This window comes from Streptomyces nogalater, from assembly GCF_039532885.1.
Lineage (GTDB): Bacteria > Actinomycetota > Actinomycetes > Streptomycetales > Streptomycetaceae > Streptomyces > Streptomyces nogalater.
On sequence record NZ_BAAASM010000067.1, the window covers coordinates 15,060 to 31,738 of the forward strand.

The window sequence follows — 16,679 nt, forward strand, 5'->3', positions numbered from 1 at the left end:
GGGCCGTACGGCGCTCAGAATCCCCTGGTCCGCTTGGCCGCCCGGCGCTTCCCGGCGGAGCCGATCCGCAGGAACATCCGGGAGATCTCCGACCCCAGGTTGACCCCGATGGCGATGGCCATGGCCAGCGACACGGCCTTGGCCAGCGACACCAGCCCCTTGTCCACGTCGTTCTGGGCTATGGACAGCAGCCCGAAGTAGGTCGCGGAACCCGGCAGCAGCGGCCCGATCGCCGCCGTCGTGTACGGCAGCGCGGAGGCGAACCGGTAGCGGGCCAGCAGCTGTCCGAACAGCCCCACCAGGCCCGCCGCGACCGCCGTGGAGGCCACCGGTGAGATGTCGCCGGCGTAGTGCATCGCGCCGTACACCGACCAGGCGACGCCTCCGTTCAGGGTGACCCAGAGCACGGTGGAACGTTCCTGCTGGAGCAGGATGGCGAAGGTCAGGGACAGCAGCATCGAGGCCGCGATCTGGATCAGCGGCTCCTCCGAGACGCTCAGCGCGGCCTCCGGATCCAGCTTGCCGCCGATCTTCACGCCGAAGTACAGGACGGTCAGCACCCCGGCGACGATGCCGACGAAGAAGTACATGACCTCCAGCAGCCGCGCGGAGGCGGTGATGTAGAAGCCCGTCAGCCCGTCCTGCACCCCCGCGACCAGGGCCCGCCCCGGCAGCAGCGCGAACAGCCCACCGGTGATGACCGCCGAGCCCTGCACGTCCACATGGGCCAGGTTCAGTGCCACCCCGATCGCCGCGGGCGGCATCGCGGCCACCGTGAACTGGTAGAACTCCGGCAGCCCGCGACCCGCGCACAGCCACGCCAGCCGGTCGCCGAGCATGGCGCCGAGGGCCGCCGCGACGAACACGATCGGGTCGCCCCTGCCCGCCACCAGCAGGGAGGCCGCACCGGCCAGCAGTCCGCCGGACAGGGTCAGCGCCCAGCCGGGGTAGGGGTGCCGGTTGCGGCGGATCTCCGCCAGGCGCCGGTAGGCCTCCTCCAGGGAGACCTCGGTCTCCGGGTCGCTGAGGTCGTCCACCAGATGGAAGACGGCCGCCAGCCGGGTGTAGTCGGTGCCCCGCCGCCGTACCGTCCTGGACGCCGTCACCGGGTCCTCCACCAGGGACGGCTGGTGCGAGATCGACAGCAGGGTGAAGGTGACGTTCGGCTCGCAGCGGTCCAGGCCGTAGGACCGGCACACCGCGAACATCGCGGCCTCCACGTCCTCCGCGCCCTCCCCGCCGGCCAGCAGCAGCTCGCCGATACGCAGGGTGAGGTCCAGCACGCGCGGGACGGCCGGGCCGCCCTCCTCCTCGCGCTGCACCGGCTCCGGCGCCGGCCGCTCGGTCACCGGCATGCGCAGCATCGTGCGCATCCGGTCCTGCCAGGGCGCGTCCTTGATCAGGCTGACCAGCGGCACCCCGGTCGCCGGCGTGAACGCGGTCGGCGCTTCCTTCGCGCTGTAGGCGCTCGGCGGCGTGAACGCCGAGCCCTCCGGCTCGGCACCGGCCGGCTGGGGCGTCTGCAGCCCCTGCGGCACCGCGAACTCGGAGGTCGTCTCGCTCTCCCCGCCGCCCTTGGGGACGTCGAGGCCCTGGGGAATGGCGAACTCGGAGGTGATCTCCGGGTCGTACCGAGCCTCGTCCGACCGGGGCTTGCGGTCCTCCGCCTCCGTCACTTCGCACCGCTCCCTGCACGACACCTTGCGTAGCACTCAGTATGCGCACACGTACCCCGGCCGGCCGGATGAGTGCGCACACGCGAACGGGCCGCACGCCGGAGCGTGCGGCCCGTCCACGGCGGGCGGGGGTCAGTGACCGCCCTGCTCCTTGAAGCGCTTGTACGACCGCTCGATCTCCGCCTCGGCGTCCGTACGGCCCACCCAGTTGGCCCCCTCGACCGACTTGCCGGGCTCCAGGTCCTTGTACACCTCGAAGAAGTGCTGGATCTCCAGGCGGTCGAACTCCGACACGTGGTGGATGTCACGCAGGTGCTCCACACGCGGGTCGGTGGCCGGAACGCACAGCAGCTTGTCGTCGCCGCCCGCCTCGTCCGTCATCCGGAACATGCCGATCGCACGGCAGCGGATCAGGCAGCCCGGGAAGGTCGGCTCGTCCAGGATGACCAGCGCGTCCAGCGGGTCGCCGTCCTCGCCGAGGGTGTTCTCGACAAAGCCGTAGTCGGTCGGGTAGGCGGTCGAGGTGAAGAGGCGACGGTCCAGGCGGATCCGGCCGGTCTCGTGGTCCACCTCGTACTTGTTCCGCGAACCCTTCGGGATCTCGATCGTGACGTCGAACTCCACCGGTGGCTCCTCCATGATCAGCACATAGTTCTGGTGGTTAAGTGTCCCTCACGCAGGTGTGTGATCGCGAAAGGGGCTGGTGGTCGTGCCAGAGCTGGGGCCTTGGCGAGCCGCGAGACCGCGGGTGGCGCGGCTCGCGAACGCCGTCCGACCGTGTCTGTCGCGCGCCGTGGCGGCCGTACGGCCGAAGCTCGCACAGCTGCCGAAGGCCGTGTGGAACGGTCCTGCGCACCTCCCCCGTCTCCCCCGTCCGCGTACCGTCCGGACCTGGCAGTACACCGCGGGCGCCGCCACCGCCGGCCTGGCGCTGGCCGCCGGTGTGGTGACCGCGGCCGGACCCTGGGACGCCTCGGGTCAGCGTACGGCCGAGCGGGACCGCGCCGCCGCCCTCGAACGGTCAGGTGGCGCAGATCACCATCGCGCCGGTACGGCCGCGGGGGCGCCCCGGCCCGCGCCGAGCGCCGCCCCCGTCCTGACGGGCCTGGGCGGCGCCACGGGCGCCGTGGGCACCAAGCGGTCCGCGCCGGACGCGCAGGCCGTCTCGGACGCCCTGGAGCCCCTCCTGGACACCCCGGCGCTCGGCGGCGGCCACACGGCGGCCGTCGTCGACGTCACGACCGGTGAACGCCTGTACGACGCCGACGCCGGCAAGGCCCTCGTCCCCGCCTCCACCACCAAGATCGCCACCGCCGTCGCCGCCCTGTCCGCCCTCGGCCCGGACCACCGCCTCACCACCCGCACCGCCCTGGAACCCGACACCCGGGAACTCGTCCTGGTCGGCGGCGGCGACCCCACCCTCACCGCGCGCGCCCGCGGCGGCGGCTGGGCGAGCCTGCGGACACTGGCCGCGGACACCGCGAAGGCCCTGCGCGAACGCGGCATCCACAAGATCACCCTGTCCTACGACACCACCCTGTTCACCGGCCCCGCCCTGCACCCCATCGGCGTCAACGACAACCTCGCCCCGGTCAGCGCCCTGACCGCCGACGAGGGCCGCACCGACGGCTCCAGCAGCGGCCCGGTGATCCGGGTGGGCGACCCCGCGGCGGACGCGGCGCTCCGGTTCGCGGGCTTCCTGAAGGACGCCGGCATCACGACCACGCCCCCCGGCCCGTCCAAGGCCAGCACGCGCGCGCAGACCCTCGCCCGGGTCTCCTCGCCCCCGCTGTCCGCCCTGGTCGAGCGCATGCTGACCAACAGCGACAACGACATCGCCGAGGCCCTGGCCCGGCACACGGCCCTGGCCGGCGGACGTCCGGCGAGCTTCGCAGGCGGCGCCGAGGCCATCGCCACACAGCTGCGGGGGCTGGGCCTGCCGATGGCGGGCGCCGTCTTCCGCGACGGCAGCGGCCTGGACCGCGCCGACCGGCTCACCGCCGACCTCCTGACCGGCCTGCTCGTCCGGGCGGCCGATCCGGACCGTCCCGGCCTGCGCCCGGTCCTCACCGGCCTGCCCGTGGCCGGCTTCACCGGCACCCTGAGCAATCGTTACGCCGACGGCGCCTCCGGCGTCGTACGCGCCAAGACCGGCACCCTGACCGGCGTGAACGCCCTCGCGGGCACGGTCGTGGACGACACCGGCCACCTCCTGGCCTTCGCCTTCCTGGCCTCCGGCACCACGGACCCGGCTCAGGCCCAGGAGACCCTGGACAAGGCGGCGACGGCCCTGGCGAACTGACCGCCGCCGGCGTCCACGGCCTGCCCCAAGCGGGAACGCTCACGTACGGTTGACAGCATGACTGGCTTCGGTGGCACCGCATCTCCCGGGATGGTCGACTGGAACCTCGCCGTGGCGACCGCGACACGGCTCGTACGGCCCGGCCCCGACGTCAGCCGCGACGAGGCCAGGGCCGTCGTCGCCGAGCTGCGCCGGCACGCGAAGGCCTCGGAGGAACACGTCCGGGGCTTCACGCGGATGGGCACGGAGGAGACCCACGACACCCCCGTCCTCGTCGTGGACCGCCCCGGCTGGGTCCGCGCCAACGTCGCGGGCTTCCGGGAGATCCTCAAACCGCTGCTGGAGAAGATGCAGGAACGGCGCGGCGGCGGCCCGGGCGGCGCGGTCCTGGGCGCCGTCGGCGGCAAGGTCACCGGCGTCGAGCTGGGCATGCTCCTGTCGTTCCTGTCCTCCCGCGTCCTCGGCCAGTACGAGACCTTCGCCCCGGCCGGCCGCGATCTGCCGGCCGGCGGAAACGGCGGCGGCCGGCTGCTGCTGGTGGCACCCAACATCGTCCACGTGGAGCGCGAACTCGACGTCGAGCCGCACGACTTCCGCCTGTGGGTGTGCCTGCACGAGGAGACCCACCGCACCCAGTTCACCGCCGTGCCCTGGCTGCGCGACCACCTGGAGGGCGAGATCCAGTCGTTCCTCGCGGAGACCGACGTCGACCCGATGACCTTCCTGGAGCGCATCCGGGACGCGGCCCAGTCCCTGGCCGGCGGCCGTCCCGAGGGCGAGGAGGAGGACGGCGGGCGCTCCTTCGTGGAACTGGTGCAGACCCCGGCCCAGCGGGAGGTCCTCGGCCGGCTCACCGCAGTGATGTCCCTGCTGGAGGGCCACGCCGACTACGTCATGGACGGCGTCGGCCCCAGCGTCGTGCCGTCCGTCGCCGAGATCCGCGAGAAGTTCCAGCAGCGCCGCGCCAAGGGTGCCTCCCGCCTGGACGCGGCCCTGCGCAAGCTGCTGGGTCTGGATGCCAAACTGAGGCAGTACCGCGACGGCGAACGGTTCGTGCGAGCCGTCGTGGAGCAGGTCGGCACCGACGGCTTCAACCGCGTGTGGACCTCGCCCAACACCCTTCCCACCAAGGCGGAGATCGCCAAACCGGCGGACTGGGTCGCGCGGGTGCACGGCAGGGCCGAGGGGTGAACGGCAGGGCGGAGTCGTGAAGAGAATCCGGCCGACGGCAGGCGAACGCCCCTCCAATCACCCGTCCGAGGGACCGTATGCCATGCGTAGGCGTGCGATGCTCGGGGAACGCCCCGGTTCTGTCACCATTTACACACTCTGAGTGACCGACCCGGGAACACCCCCCGGAAAACTTCATGAAGGGAACCGGACATGGGTCCCCATCCTGCGGTCGCGGCGATACGCCTGGCGGTCCGCCGCGTCCTTCACGACATCCTGAACGACCAGACTTCCCGCGCGTCCGCGGGCCGGACGGCCGAGCGGCTCCCCTCCCCGCTCGTCCTCGTCGCGTGCTCCGGCGGCGCCGACTCCATGGCCCTCGCCTCCGCCCTCGCCTTCGAGGCCCCCAAGCTCGGCGTCCGCGCCGGCGGGGTCACCGTCGACCACGGCCTCCAGGCCGGCTCCGACCTCCGCGCCGAGGAGGTCGTCCTGCGCCTGCGCGAGCTGGGCCTGGACCCGGTGGAGTCCGTCGCGGTGACCGTCGGCCGCGAGGGCGGCCCCGAGGCCGCCGCCCGGGACGCCCGCTACGCCGCCCTGGACGCCGCCGCCGAACGCCACGGCGCCGCCGCGATCCTGCTCGGCCACACCCGCGACGACCAGGCCGAAACCGTCCTGCTGGGGCTCGCCCGCGGCTCCGGCATCCGCTCCCTCTCCGGCATGGCCGCGGTCTCGGGGGCCGGCGGCCGTTACCGGCGGCCCTTCCTGCACCTGGACCGGCAGACCGCCCGCAAGGCCTGCATGGTCCAGTCCCTGCCGGTCTGGGACGACCCGCACAACACCGACCCGGCCTACACCCGCTCCCGGCTGCGGCACGAGGGGCTGCCCGCCCTGGAGAAGGCCCTCGGCAAGGGCGTGGTGGAGGCGCTGGCCCGTACCGCCCAGCTCTCCCGCGACGACGCCGACGCCCTGGACACCTGGGCCAGGCAGGCCGAGGCCTCCGTACGGGACGCGGCCGGCCTGCTGGAGTGCGCCAAGCTGTACGCCCTGCCGCCCGCCGTACGCCGCCGGATCCTGCGCCGCGCGGCCATCGAGGCGGGAGCCCCGGCCGGTGCGCTGTTCGCCCGCCACATCGAGGAAGTCGACCGCCTGATCACCGGCTGGCGCGGCCAGGGAGCCATCAATCTCCCGGGCAGGGTCGTCGCCCAGCGGCAGGGTGGCAGACTGGTGATTCGGCAAGGCTGACGACCGGCCCCCGCGGAGTGCCCACACCCGGTGCCCTCCGGCGGGCCGGGCGGCCCCCGGGGCCGTACACGCGGCCGCAGCCGGTGGCCGCACACGCGGCCGTAAGTGCGGGACGACCGAAAGTGATGCGGGTGGACGCGAAAGACATGGGTGCCGACCTCCAGCGGGTGCTCATCACCAAGGAAGAGATCGACGCGAAGCTGGCCGAGCTGGCCGCGAAGATCGACGCGGAGTACACGGGCAAGGACCTGCTCATCGTCGGTGTCCTCAAGGGCGCGGTGATGGTCATGGCGGACCTCGCCCGGGCGCTGTCCACCCCCGTCACCATGGACTGGATGGCCGTGTCCTCCTATGGCGCGGGCACCCAGTCCTCCGGTGTGGTCCGCATCCTCAAGGACCTCGACACCGACATCAAGGGCCGGCACGTCCTGATCGTCGAGGACATCATCGACTCCGGCCTGACCCTGTCCTGGCTGATCAACAACCTCGGCTCCCGCGAGCCCGCCTCCCTGAAGGTGTGCACGCTGCTGCGCAAGCCGGACGCCGCCAAGGTCGCCATCGACGTGGAGTGGGTCGGCTTCGACATCCCGAACGAGTTCGTCGTCGGCTACGGCCTCGACTACGCCGAGAAGTACCGCAACCTGCCGTTCGTCGGTACGCTCGCGCCTCACGTCTACGGCGGCTGAGCCAGTCGGCCCAAGCCCTGTAGGACGATCGGGAACCCCAGCGGGTTCCGCGCCGTTGAAGCAAGCGGGGACGGGTTTTCCCAGCCGTCGAATCCGCTCCGTGCGGCTTCGGGCAACAATGCTGGGGTACCGTCAGAAGAACTGTCTTATCAAACTCACTATGGCAGGAGGGACGGGGCGGCACCGCTCCGTATGGATGGACGTGAAGCGATACTTCCGTGGGCCGGTCATGTGGATCGTGCTGGCCGTCCTTGCCGTGGTCGTGTTGATGCAGGTCGTCGGCTCGTCCGGCGGCTACAAGACGGTGGACACCGGCCAGGTCGTGGCGGCGATCAACGCGAACAAGGTCGAGTCGGCCAAGCTCACCACCGGTGACGAGCAGAGCATCAAGGTCACGCTCAAGGACGGCTACAAGGTCGAGGGCAGCTCGAAGATCCAGGCGAGCTACATCGGCGACCAGGGTGTGCAGCTCGCCGGGACGCTGCAGAACAAGTACCAGGAAAAGCAGATCACGGACGGCTACACGGTCTCGCCGTCCAAGCAGAACCCGTTCGTCGGCGTCCTGCTCTCCCTGCTCCCCTTCGTCCTGATCGTGGTCGTCTTCCTGTTCCTGATGAATCAGATGCAGGGCGGCGGCTCCCGGGTCATGAACTTCGGCAAGTCCAAGGCGAAGCTCATCACCAAGGACACCCCGAAGACGACCTTCTCCGACGTCGCCGGCTGTGACGAGGCCGTCGAGGAGCTCCAGGAGATCAAGGAGTTCCTCCAGGAGCCGGCCAAGTTCCAGGCCGTCGGCGCCAAGATCCCCAAGGGCGTGCTGCTCTACGGCCGCCCGGGTACCGGCAAGACCCTGCTCGCGCGGGCCGTCGCGGGCGAGGCGGGCGTCCCGTTCTACTCGATCTCCGGTTCCGACTTCGTCGAGATGTTCGTCGGTGTCGGTGCCTCCCGTGTGCGTGACCTGTTCGAGCAGGCCAAGGCGAACGCCCCGGCGATCGTCTTCGTGGACGAGATCGACGCGGTCGGCCGCCACCGCGGCGCCGGCCTCGGCGGCGGTCACGACGAGCGCGAGCAGACCCTGAACCAGCTGCTGGTCGAGATGGACGGCTTCGACGTCAAGGGCGGCGTGATCCTGATCGCCGCCACCAACCGGCCGGACATCCTCGACCCGGCGCTGCTGCGCCCGGGCCGCTTCGACCGGCAGATCGCGGTCGACCCGCCGGACCTCCAGGGCCGTCTGGAGATCCTCAAGGTCCACCAGAAGGGCAAGCCGGTCGCGCCCGATGTCGACCTGTCCGCCGTGGCCCGCCGTACTCCGGGCATGACCGGCGCCGACCTCGCCAACGTGCTGAACGAGGCCGCGCTGCTCACCGCCCGCGGCGACCAGAAGCTGATCGACAACAAGGCGCTGGACGAGGCGATCGACCGCGTGGTGGCGGGCCCGCAGAAGCGGACCCGGATCATGTCGGACAAGGAGAAGAAGATCACCGCGTACCACGAGGGCGGTCACGCCCTGGTCGCGGCGGCCTCGCCGAACTCCGACCCGGTCCACAAGATCACGATCCTGTCCCGTGGCCGTGCCCTCGGTTACACGATGGTCCTGCCGGACGAGGACAAGTACTCGACCACCCGCAACGAGATGCTCGACCAGCTCGCCTACATGCTGGGCGGCCGGGCGGCCGAGGAACTGGTCTTCCACGACCCGACCACCGGTGCCGCGAACGACATCGAGAAGGCCACCAACCTGGCCCGCGCGATGGTCACCCAGTACGGCATGACCGAGCGTCTCGGCGCGATCAAGTTCGGCGGCGACAACAGCGAGCCGTTCCTCGGCCGTGAGATGGCCCACCAGCGGGACTACTCGGAAGAGGTCGCCGCGCTGGTCGACGAAGAGGTCAAGAAGCTCATCGAGACCGCGCACAACGAGGCCTGGGAAATCCTGGTCGAGAACCGCGACGTGCTCGACAACCTCGTTCTCCAGCTGCTGGAGAAGGAGACCCTGGGCAAGGAGGAGATCGCCGAGATCTTCGCCCCGATCGTCAAGCGCCCGCCGCGGCCCGCCTGGACCGGTTCCTCGCGCCGCACCCCGTCCACCCGCCCGCCGGTGCTCTCCCCGAAGGAGCTGGCACTGACCAACGGAGCGAACGGCGCGACAGCGTCGATCAGCACCGCCAAGTCGACGGCGACGGAGTCCGCCCCGGTGACGGAGCAGTCCCCGGAGGACCGCCCCGAGAGCTGACCGCCCCGCGGACACCACGGGCCGGAATGAATGCCGCGCCCCCCAGGTTCTAGCCTGGGGGCGCGGCATTTCGCATGTCCGCAGTTTCGGAACGCGAGACACACGCGCGTCATGGCGCGGGAACGAGGAACCAGATGACCGACCCGGTGACGCTGGACGGCGAGGGCCGCATCGGCGAATTCGACGAGAAGCGCGCCGAGAACGCCGTACGCGAGCTGCTGATCGCGGTCGGGGAGGACCCGGACCGCGAGGGGCTGCGGGAGACACCGGCCCGGGTCGCGCGCGCCTACCGGGAGATCTTCGCCGGCCTGTGGCAGCAGCCGGAGGACGTCCTGACGACGACGTTCGACCTCGGGCACGACGAGATGGTCCTGGTGAAGGACATCGAGGTGTACTCGACCTGCGAGCACCACCTGGTGCCGTTCCGGGGCATCGCCCACGTCGGCTACATCCCGTCCGAGACCGGCAAGATCACCGGGCTGTCCAAGCTCGCCCGTCTCGTCGACGTCTACGCCCGCCGGCCGCAGGTGCAGGAGCGCCTCACCACGCAGATCGCGGACTCCCTGATGGAGATCCTGGAGCCGCGGGGCGTCATCGTCGTCGTCGAGTGCGAGCACATGTGCATGTCGATGCGCGGTATCCGCAAGCCGGGCGCGAAGACCATAACGTCCGCCGTGCGCGGTCAGCTGCGCGATGTCGCCACGCGCAACGAGGCCATGAGCCTGATCATGGCGCGCTGACCCGGCCGCCGGGCGGGGCCGGCGGTCAGGCCGCCGGCTGCGCCCCCGGCGGGTTCTGGTCGTCGTCCTCGGGGAGCCTGCACACCCGCTCCAGGAACAGGGCGGCCGCTATCACGCCGAAGCCGGCCAGGGCCGAGAATCCGGCGTAGATCGCCTGGTCGCGGCGGGCCGGGAAGTCCAGCAGCTCCAGCAGGAAGACGCCCGTGCCGCCGTACATGCCGGCGACGAGGGCCGCGACCAGGGCGCTGGCCTGGCCGAAGACGACCGCCCGGGCGGCCATCAGCGGGTCGACGCCCTTGGCGCCCGGCCGGCGCTCGCGCTGGGCCTTCAGCCGGGCGCGCAGCGAGAGCGCCGTAGAGAGCAGCACCACCGCGATCAGCGCGAGGACCACGGGGGCGGCCAGGGGGACGCTCGGGAGGGTCCCGATCGAGTTCCAGAGGCGGGCGCCCGCCCAGGACAGGACGCCGGCCACGACGAACACGCCCGCCAGCACCCTGATGCGCAGCTCTCTCACGGTGTCCCTTCAGTTGTTTCCCCCGGGCCGTCCCGGACGGTGGTCGTCTTGGTCGCGACCCGTCTCGACCTTAACGACTACTCGGGCAGCCGGAGTTCCAGATCCTGCCGGTGCGCCACACCCTTACGGGTGATCGTGGACAGCAGTTCGGCGACCGCGCCGCGGCCGGGGAGTTCGGCCCCGGGGTCCACGTCGTGCCAGGGCGCCAGCACGAAGGCGCGCTCGTGGGCGCGGGGGTGGGGCAGGGTGAGCTGCGGGTCGTCGGAGGTGACATCGGCGTAGGCGACGATGTCGACGTCGAGCGTGCGCGGGCCCCAGCGCTCGTCCCGCACGCGGTGGAAGGCCTCTTCGACGGCGTGCGCCCGCTCCAGCAGGGAGGCGGGGGGCAGCGTCGTCTTCAGGACCACGACCGCGTTGAAGTACGACGGCTGGCTGCCGGGCTCGACGCCCCACGGCTCCGTCTCGTACACCGGCGAGACGGCCTTGACCCGGACGCCCGGGGTGTCCTCCAGGGCGTCCACGGCGCCCTGGAGGGTCTCCAGGCGGTTGCCGAGGTTGGAGCCGAGGGAGATCACGGCCCACTGGGGGTTGTGCAGGGTCGTGTCGGCGGCGTCCACCTTCTCGACGACCGCGGCGGGTACCGGCTGGACGGTCGGGTCGCTGTGACCCTGGCGGAAAGGTCGGGTCATACTCGGCTCCGGGTGATGGTGACGGTCACGTCGTCGAAGGGGACGGTGATCGGCGCGTCCGGTTTGTGGACGCACACCTCGACCTCCTCGACCCCTTCGTGCTTCAGGCAGGTCCGGGCGATCCGCTCGGCGAGGGTCTCGATGAGGTCCACCGGATCGCCCTCGACCACGGCCACGACCTCCTCGGCCACGATGCCGTAGTGCACGGTCTTCGCCAGGTCGTCGTCGGCCGCGGCCGGCCGGGTGTCCAGGCCGAGGACGAGGTCCACGATGAAGGTCTGGCCCTCCTCGCGCTCCTTGGGGAACACCCCGTGGTGCCCACGGGCCTTGAGGCCGCGCAGCGCGACACGATCCACGCGAATCACTCCTGCAATCGTCGGGAAGGACCGGCCCGTGCCGCGTGCGGGCGGCACACCGGTCTCAGACGAATCTACCCGCGGGCACCGACAGAGCCCGGCCGCGGGGGCGGTGGCCCTGGCCGGAACCCGGAGGGTTCACCGGGGGTTTCCCCTGGGGAACCCGGCACTGTACGGGCTGGTAGCCGCTTCTACCCGGGGGTAGGTGATTCCAACCACGTGCCGGTTTCCACCGGTCGGTCCACGGTCGGTCCACGGTCGGTCCACCGGTCGGTCCGCCGTCGTGTGCGGCGGACAGCCGGTCAGGCGAGGGGGCCGTCGTCCGGGTCCACGCCGTTCCCACCGGAGTCGTCGTCCTCGGCGCTCTCGGCCAGGACGGGGGAGGCGTGGTGCGACCACAGCTTCCAGCCCGAGGGGGTGCGCCGGAACACGTTCGTGGCGACGACGAGCTGGCCGACCAGCGGTCCCAGCTCCGCGCCCTCCTCCGGGGCGGGCCCGCCGCTGAGGATGTTCTCCGTGCAGGTCACCAGCGCGGTGTCGCCGGTCACGGAGACGTGCACATCGGTGAGGAAGAACTGGATGTAGTCGGTGTTCGCCATGATCAGGGCGTACGACCTGAGGACCTCGCCGCGGCCGGTCAGCACCGGCCAGCCGGGGTGTACACAGGAGATCACCCCGCTGTCCGCCGGGTCGTGGTACGTCTCGTCCACGCCCAGGTCCGCGGGCGTCAGCCAGAGCGCCGAGACCTCTTCGAAGTCGCCGCGTTCCAGCGCCTCGTAGAAGGCGGTGTTGGCGGCTTCCACCTGCTCGACGTCCGTGTGGGGGGCGCTCACCGGGCTCCTTCCGGCCCGTGTCCGCCGTCCGCGCCCGGCGCGCGCTCCGTGTCGCGCGCCTCCTCCACGGCCCGTGCGACCCGTACCGCGTCCGCCGTGGCACGTACCTCGTGGACGCGCACCGCCCACGCGCCGGCGTGCGCGGCGAGCGCGGAGACGGCGGCCGTGGCCGCGTCCCGCTCCCGGGCCGGCGGGGGCGCGCCCTCCGGGCCGGCCAGCACCCGGCCGAGGAACCGCTTGCGCGAGGCGGCGACCAGCAGCGGGTGCCCGAGGGCGCGCAACCGGTCCAGGTGGGCGAGGAGGGCGAGGTCGTGCTCGGCCTCCTTGGAGAAGCCCAGGCCCGGGTCGACGACGACGCGGTCCGGGGCTACGCCGCCGGCCAGGACGGCCTCCACGCGCGCGTGCAGCTCCCGGACGACCTCGGCGACGACGTCCGTGTAGACACCCTTGACGTTGCCGCCCTGGAGGAAGCCGCGCCAGTGCATCACGACGAAGGGGGCGCCCGCGGCGGCCACCACCGGGATCATCGCGGGGTCGGCCAGACCGCCGCTGACGTCGTTGACGAGGGCGGCGCCGGCCGCGAGGGACTGTTCGGCGACGGAGGCGCGCATGGTGTCGACGGAGACGACGACTCCCTCCGAGGCCAGGCCGCGCACCACGGGGACGACCCGGCGCAGCTCCTCGGCCTCGTCCACGCGGGTGGCGCCGGGCCGGGTGGACTCGCCGCCCACGTCGACCAGGTCCGCTCCTTCGGCGACCAGGTCCAGGCCGTGCTTGACGGCGACGGTGGTGTCGAACCAGCGGCCGCCGTCGGAGAAGGAGTCGGGGGTCACGTTCACGACCCCCATGACCGCGCACCGGTCCCATGCCGGAAGGCCGGCCACCCGGCCGCGCCCGCTGATGCTGTTCATACGTTCAGCGTAGGCCCAGGCCGGTGCCGCAAACGCGCGGCGGCCCCCTCTCCGAGGGGGCCGGTCCGCGGGCCGTGGCGTCCGGCGCGCGGGGCTCAGGCGGCCCGGACGTCCCGTTCGCCCACGTGCCCGCACGGGCGTCCGGGCGCCGGGCGGCGCCGGCGCAGGAAGCGCGGCAGCGGCACGGCCAGGTTGACGAAGCCCTCCGCCTGCATGGCGGCGAAGCCGATGCGGGGCAGGTCGGCGGGGGCCCGGTAGACCACGAACCGCGGCTCCCAGCGCGGCTGGAACTTGGCGTTGAACTTGTACAGCGACTCGATCTGGAACCAGCGCGAGAGGAACACCAGCAGCCCGCGCCAGGCGCGCAGCACCGGGCCGGCGCCGATCTTCTCCCCCCGCGCGAGGGCGGAGCGGAACATCGCGAAGTTCAGCGAGACCCGGGTGATGCCGAACCTCGGGGCGGCCTGGAGGGCGGCGACGATCAGCAGTTCGTTCATGCCGGGGTCGGCGGCGCGGTCGCGGCGCATCAGGTCCAGCGAGACGCCGTCCTTGCCCCACGGCACGAAGTGCAGGATCGCCTTCAGGTCGCCGTACTCGCCCGGTTCGTCGTCCTGCTTGTGCGCGGTGGCGATCAGGCAGTCGCCGTCGGCCGGGTCGCCGATGCGGCCGAGCGCCATGGAGAAGCCGCGCTCGGTGTCCGTGCCGCGCCAGTCCTCCGCCGCCCGGCGGATCCGCTCCAGCTCGGCCTCGCCCAGGTCACGGATGCGCCGCACCCGGGTTTCGTAGCCGGCCCGCTCGATGCGCTTGACCATCTGGCGCACATTGCGCATCGCGCGTCCGGCGAGCGAGAAATCCGCCACGTCCACCACCGCCTCGTCGCCCAGTTCCAGGGCGTCCAGGCCGGTCTCACGGGTCCACACCTCGCCGCCGGTCTCCGAGCAGCCCATGACGGCGGGCGTCCAGGAGTGGGCCCGGGCCTCGTCCATGAAGCGCTCGATGGCGCCCGGCCAGGCCTCGACGTCCCCGATGGGGTCGCCGCTGGCGAGCATCACACCGGAGACGACCCGGTAGGTGACCGCGGCCTTGCCGCTCGGCGAGAACACCACCGCCTTGTCGCGGCGCAGCGCGAAGTGGCCGAGCGAGTCCCGCCCGCCGTGCCTGGCCAGCAGGGCGCGCAGCTTCTCCTCGTCCTCCTCGGTGAGGCGGGCGGCCGGGTGCTCCGGGCGGAAGGCCAGGTAGATGGTGGTGACCGCGGTGATCCAACCGAGCGCGCCGAGCGAGAAGGCGACCGTCCAGGACGTGTTGCCCTGGTAGTCGACCGGGCCCTCGAAGCCGAACAGGCCGTAGATGACGTGCGTCAGCCGGTCGGCCAGGCTCGGGTCGCCGATCGTCCGGCCCGGGTGGACGCTGACGATGACGAGTCCGAGCAGGAGCGAACCGGCGCTCATGAGCACGAAGTTGGCGAGGGCGCGCCACCGGCTGCGCGGATCGGGCAGGGCGGCGAACTGGTCCCGGTGGCGCAGCAGCGGTATCAGCAGGGCGACCGCGATGAGCGCGCCGACGAGCGAGTGCCGGTAGGCGAACTGTGCCGCCGCGCCCGCCGGGAGCAGGGCCACCGCGGCCCGCCACGCCCGGCGCTTGCGCCGCTTGAGCCCGTGCGCGAGCAGCAGCAACAGCACGCCCGCGCTGAGCGAGAGCGCCGCCGCGAACGGCCCGAACGAGCCCGGCAGCACCTCGGCCAGGGCGTGCATACGGCTGTGCCTGAAGCGCGGGAAGACACCCGCGGCGATGTCCAGGAGGCCCACGAGCGTGGCCGCCCGGCCGACCAGAACGGGAACGGCCTCGGGGCGCGGACCGCGCAGCAGGCGCCGCCCGCGGCCGGATCGGCCCGGAACCCCGTCCGACACTTCCCCATCTATCCTGACAGACATCGCATCCCGTAGTTCAGCGAGAGACCTTGAATCCGGTGCCATCGGGGCATCCGGCGACATTGCGCCCTCTAGGACGGTGTCTGGGGGAGGGAGGTTCACTCCCCACCGGAAAGTCGGGTCAACGGCCAAGGAAAGCCCCGGGCAAGCACGCGCACCAGGCGTGGGTACGGCACGGGCGGAAAGCGCGGACAGGAAACAGCCCATGGGTCTCACGAGCAACAAAGTGCTGTGGCTGGCGATAGTGATCGCCGCCGTGCTGTTCATCGGCACGGTGTGGCTGTGGCCACGCCTGTCCCGGCAGCACTGGCGGACCGTCAGCGGACGCGTCGGTCTGCTGCTGGCCACCCAGGTGGCACTCTTCGCCTCCGTCGGCCTCGCCGCCAACCAGGCCTTCGGCTTCTACGCCAGCTGGGCCGACCTGTTCGGCACCGAGACCGGGCAGGGCGTGGTGGTCGACCACTCGGTCCACGGTGGTGGCGGCCCGCTCCAGGTGGTCTCCACCTCCGAGGTGCCCGGCGTGCGCGCCGCGCGGCCGGAGCGGGGCGGGCAGATCCAGAAGGTGGACATCGTCGGCCGTACGACGCACATCGCCACCCCGGCGTACGTGTACCTGCCGCCGGAGTACTTCCAGCCGCAGTACCGCACGCGCACGTTCCCGACGGCCGTCGTGCTGACCGGCTACCCGGGCACCGCGCGGTCGCTGGTGGACAAGCTGAACTATCCGAGCACCGCGCAGCGGCTGGCCAGGGACGGGCGCGTGCAGCCGATGATCCTGGTCATGCTGCGGCCGACCGTGGCGCCGCCGCGCGACACCGAGTGCGTGGACATCCCGGGCGGGCCGCAGACGGAGACGTTCTTCGCCAAGGATCTGCCGGAGGCCGTACTCGGTCACTACCGGGCCGGCAAGCGGCCGGGCGGCTGGGGCATCATCGGCGACTCCACCGGCGGCTACTGCGCGCTCAAGCTCGCCATGCACCACCCGCGCGTGTACGCGGCCGGCGCGGGCCTGTCGCCGTACTACAAGGCGCCGATCGACCCCACGACCGGCGACCTCTTCCACGGCGACGCCAAGCTGCGCAACCGCGCGGACCTGTTCTGGCTGCTGCGGCACGAGCCCGCGCCGGACACCTCGCTGCTCGTCACCAGCAGCAAGGTCGGCGAGCACAACTACAAGTCCACGATGGACTTCATCCAGCGGGTGCAGGCCACCGACCGGACCCGGATCTCGTCGATCATCCTCGACAGCGGCGGTCACAACTTCAACACCTGGCGGCGCGAGATCCCGCCGACCCTCCAGTGGATCAGCGGGCGGCTGACCGACCACTGAGCCGCGCGGTCCCTGACGCCTCGTGAGACCCTTGGTGTGGCCGTGTTTTTACGGGCCGGGGCACAT

The 16,679-nt window shown here is 71.9% G+C and carries 15 protein-coding genes; 7 read left to right on the top strand and 8 right to left on the bottom strand.

The annotated features are described in order from the left end of the window. Nucleotides 1-14 precede the first annotated feature (14 nt). Nucleotides 15-1,676, bottom strand: coding sequence for a threonine/serine exporter family protein (locus ABD350_RS33425; protein WP_344352761.1), 1,662 nt, complete (start codon nucleotides 1,674-1,676; stop codon nucleotides 15-17). Between the two features lie 132 nt (nucleotides 1,677-1,808). After that, the gene (locus ABD350_RS33430; protein WP_029381130.1) at nucleotides 1,809-2,300 is read right to left on the bottom strand and encodes an inorganic diphosphatase; all 492 of its coding nucleotides are present in this window, start codon (nucleotides 2,298-2,300) and stop codon (nucleotides 1,809-1,811) included. A gap of 79 nt (nucleotides 2,301-2,379) precedes the next feature. Between ABD350_RS33430 and dacB the strand changes: the two genes are divergently transcribed. The 6 genes from dacB (at nucleotide 2,380) to folE (ending at nucleotide 10,052) form a co-directional block, all read left to right on the top strand. Beyond that, complete coding sequence (dacB, locus tag ABD350_RS33435) at nucleotides 2,380-3,978, top strand: D-alanyl-D-alanine carboxypeptidase/D-alanyl-D-alanine endopeptidase (RefSeq protein WP_344352762.1); 1,599 nt, start codon at nucleotides 2,380-2,382, stop codon at nucleotides 3,976-3,978. Between the two features lie 57 nt (nucleotides 3,979-4,035). Next, complete coding sequence (locus ABD350_RS33440; RefSeq protein WP_344352764.1) at nucleotides 4,036-5,169, top strand: zinc-dependent metalloprotease; 1,134 nt, start codon at nucleotides 4,036-4,038, stop codon at nucleotides 5,167-5,169. Nucleotides 5,170-5,361: 192 nt separating this feature from the next. Continuing rightward, nucleotides 5,362-6,390 (top strand): tRNA lysidine(34) synthetase TilS, encoded by a 1,029-nt coding sequence (tilS, locus tag ABD350_RS33445; protein ID WP_344352765.1) that lies wholly within the window; start codon nucleotides 5,362-5,364, stop codon nucleotides 6,388-6,390. Between the two features lie 125 nt (nucleotides 6,391-6,515). Then, on the top strand, nucleotides 6,516-7,076 hold the full coding sequence (hpt, locus tag ABD350_RS33450; protein ID WP_344352767.1) for a hypoxanthine phosphoribosyltransferase: 561 nt from the start codon (nucleotides 6,516-6,518) through the stop codon (nucleotides 7,074-7,076). Between the two features lie 196 nt (nucleotides 7,077-7,272). Beyond that, nucleotides 7,273-9,312, top strand: a complete 2,040-nt coding sequence (gene ftsH, locus ABD350_RS33455; RefSeq protein WP_344352846.1) for an ATP-dependent zinc metalloprotease FtsH — start codon at nucleotides 7,273-7,275, stop codon at nucleotides 9,310-9,312. A 134-nt stretch (nucleotides 9,313-9,446) separates the two neighbouring features. Continuing rightward, nucleotides 9,447-10,052 carry a GTP cyclohydrolase I FolE gene (folE, locus tag ABD350_RS33460; RefSeq protein WP_344352769.1) on the top strand — a complete coding sequence of 202 codons (606 nt, stop codon included), beginning with the start codon at nucleotides 9,447-9,449 and terminating at the stop codon, nucleotides 10,050-10,052. A gap of 25 nt (nucleotides 10,053-10,077) precedes the next feature. On the opposite strand, the gene ABD350_RS33465 is transcribed toward folE, so the two are convergent. From ABD350_RS33465 to ABD350_RS33490, 6 genes are all read right to left on the bottom strand, one after another. After that, the gene (locus ABD350_RS33465) at nucleotides 10,078-10,566 is read right to left on the bottom strand and encodes a DUF3180 domain-containing protein (RefSeq protein ID WP_030781720.1); all 489 of its coding nucleotides are present in this window, start codon (nucleotides 10,564-10,566) and stop codon (nucleotides 10,078-10,080) included. Nucleotides 10,567-10,643: 77 nt separating this feature from the next. Further along, a complete protein-coding gene (gene folK, locus ABD350_RS33470; protein ID WP_344352770.1) occupies nucleotides 10,644-11,255 on the bottom strand; it encodes a 2-amino-4-hydroxy-6-hydroxymethyldihydropteridine diphosphokinase in 612 nt (203 codons plus the stop codon). Then, entirely contained in the window at nucleotides 11,252-11,611 is a 360-nt protein-coding gene (gene folB / locus ABD350_RS33475) for a dihydroneopterin aldolase (protein WP_344352772.1), read from the bottom strand. The genes folK and folB overlap by 4 nt, the downstream gene beginning before the upstream one ends. A 302-nt stretch (nucleotides 11,612-11,913) precedes the next feature. Beyond that, nucleotides 11,914-12,444, bottom strand: coding sequence for a nuclear transport factor 2 family protein (locus tag ABD350_RS33480; RefSeq protein WP_344352773.1), 531 nt, complete (start codon nucleotides 12,442-12,444; stop codon nucleotides 11,914-11,916). Beyond that, nucleotides 12,441-13,355 (bottom strand): dihydropteroate synthase, encoded by a 915-nt coding sequence (gene folP, locus ABD350_RS33485; protein WP_344352775.1) that lies wholly within the window; start codon nucleotides 13,353-13,355, stop codon nucleotides 12,441-12,443. Before folP ends, ABD350_RS33480 begins: the two co-directional genes overlap by 4 nt. 95 nt (nucleotides 13,356-13,450) lie before the next feature. Further along, complete coding sequence (locus ABD350_RS33490) at nucleotides 13,451-15,286, bottom strand: phosphatidylglycerol lysyltransferase domain-containing protein (RefSeq protein WP_382466849.1); 1,836 nt, start codon at nucleotides 15,284-15,286, stop codon at nucleotides 13,451-13,453. Between the two features lie 202 nt (nucleotides 15,287-15,488). Between ABD350_RS33490 and ABD350_RS33495 the strand changes: the two genes are divergently transcribed. Continuing rightward, nucleotides 15,489-16,613 (top strand): alpha/beta hydrolase, encoded by a 1,125-nt coding sequence (locus tag ABD350_RS33495; protein ID WP_344352779.1) that lies wholly within the window; start codon nucleotides 15,489-15,491, stop codon nucleotides 16,611-16,613. The last annotated feature ends 66 nt before the right edge of the window (nucleotides 16,614-16,679 follow it).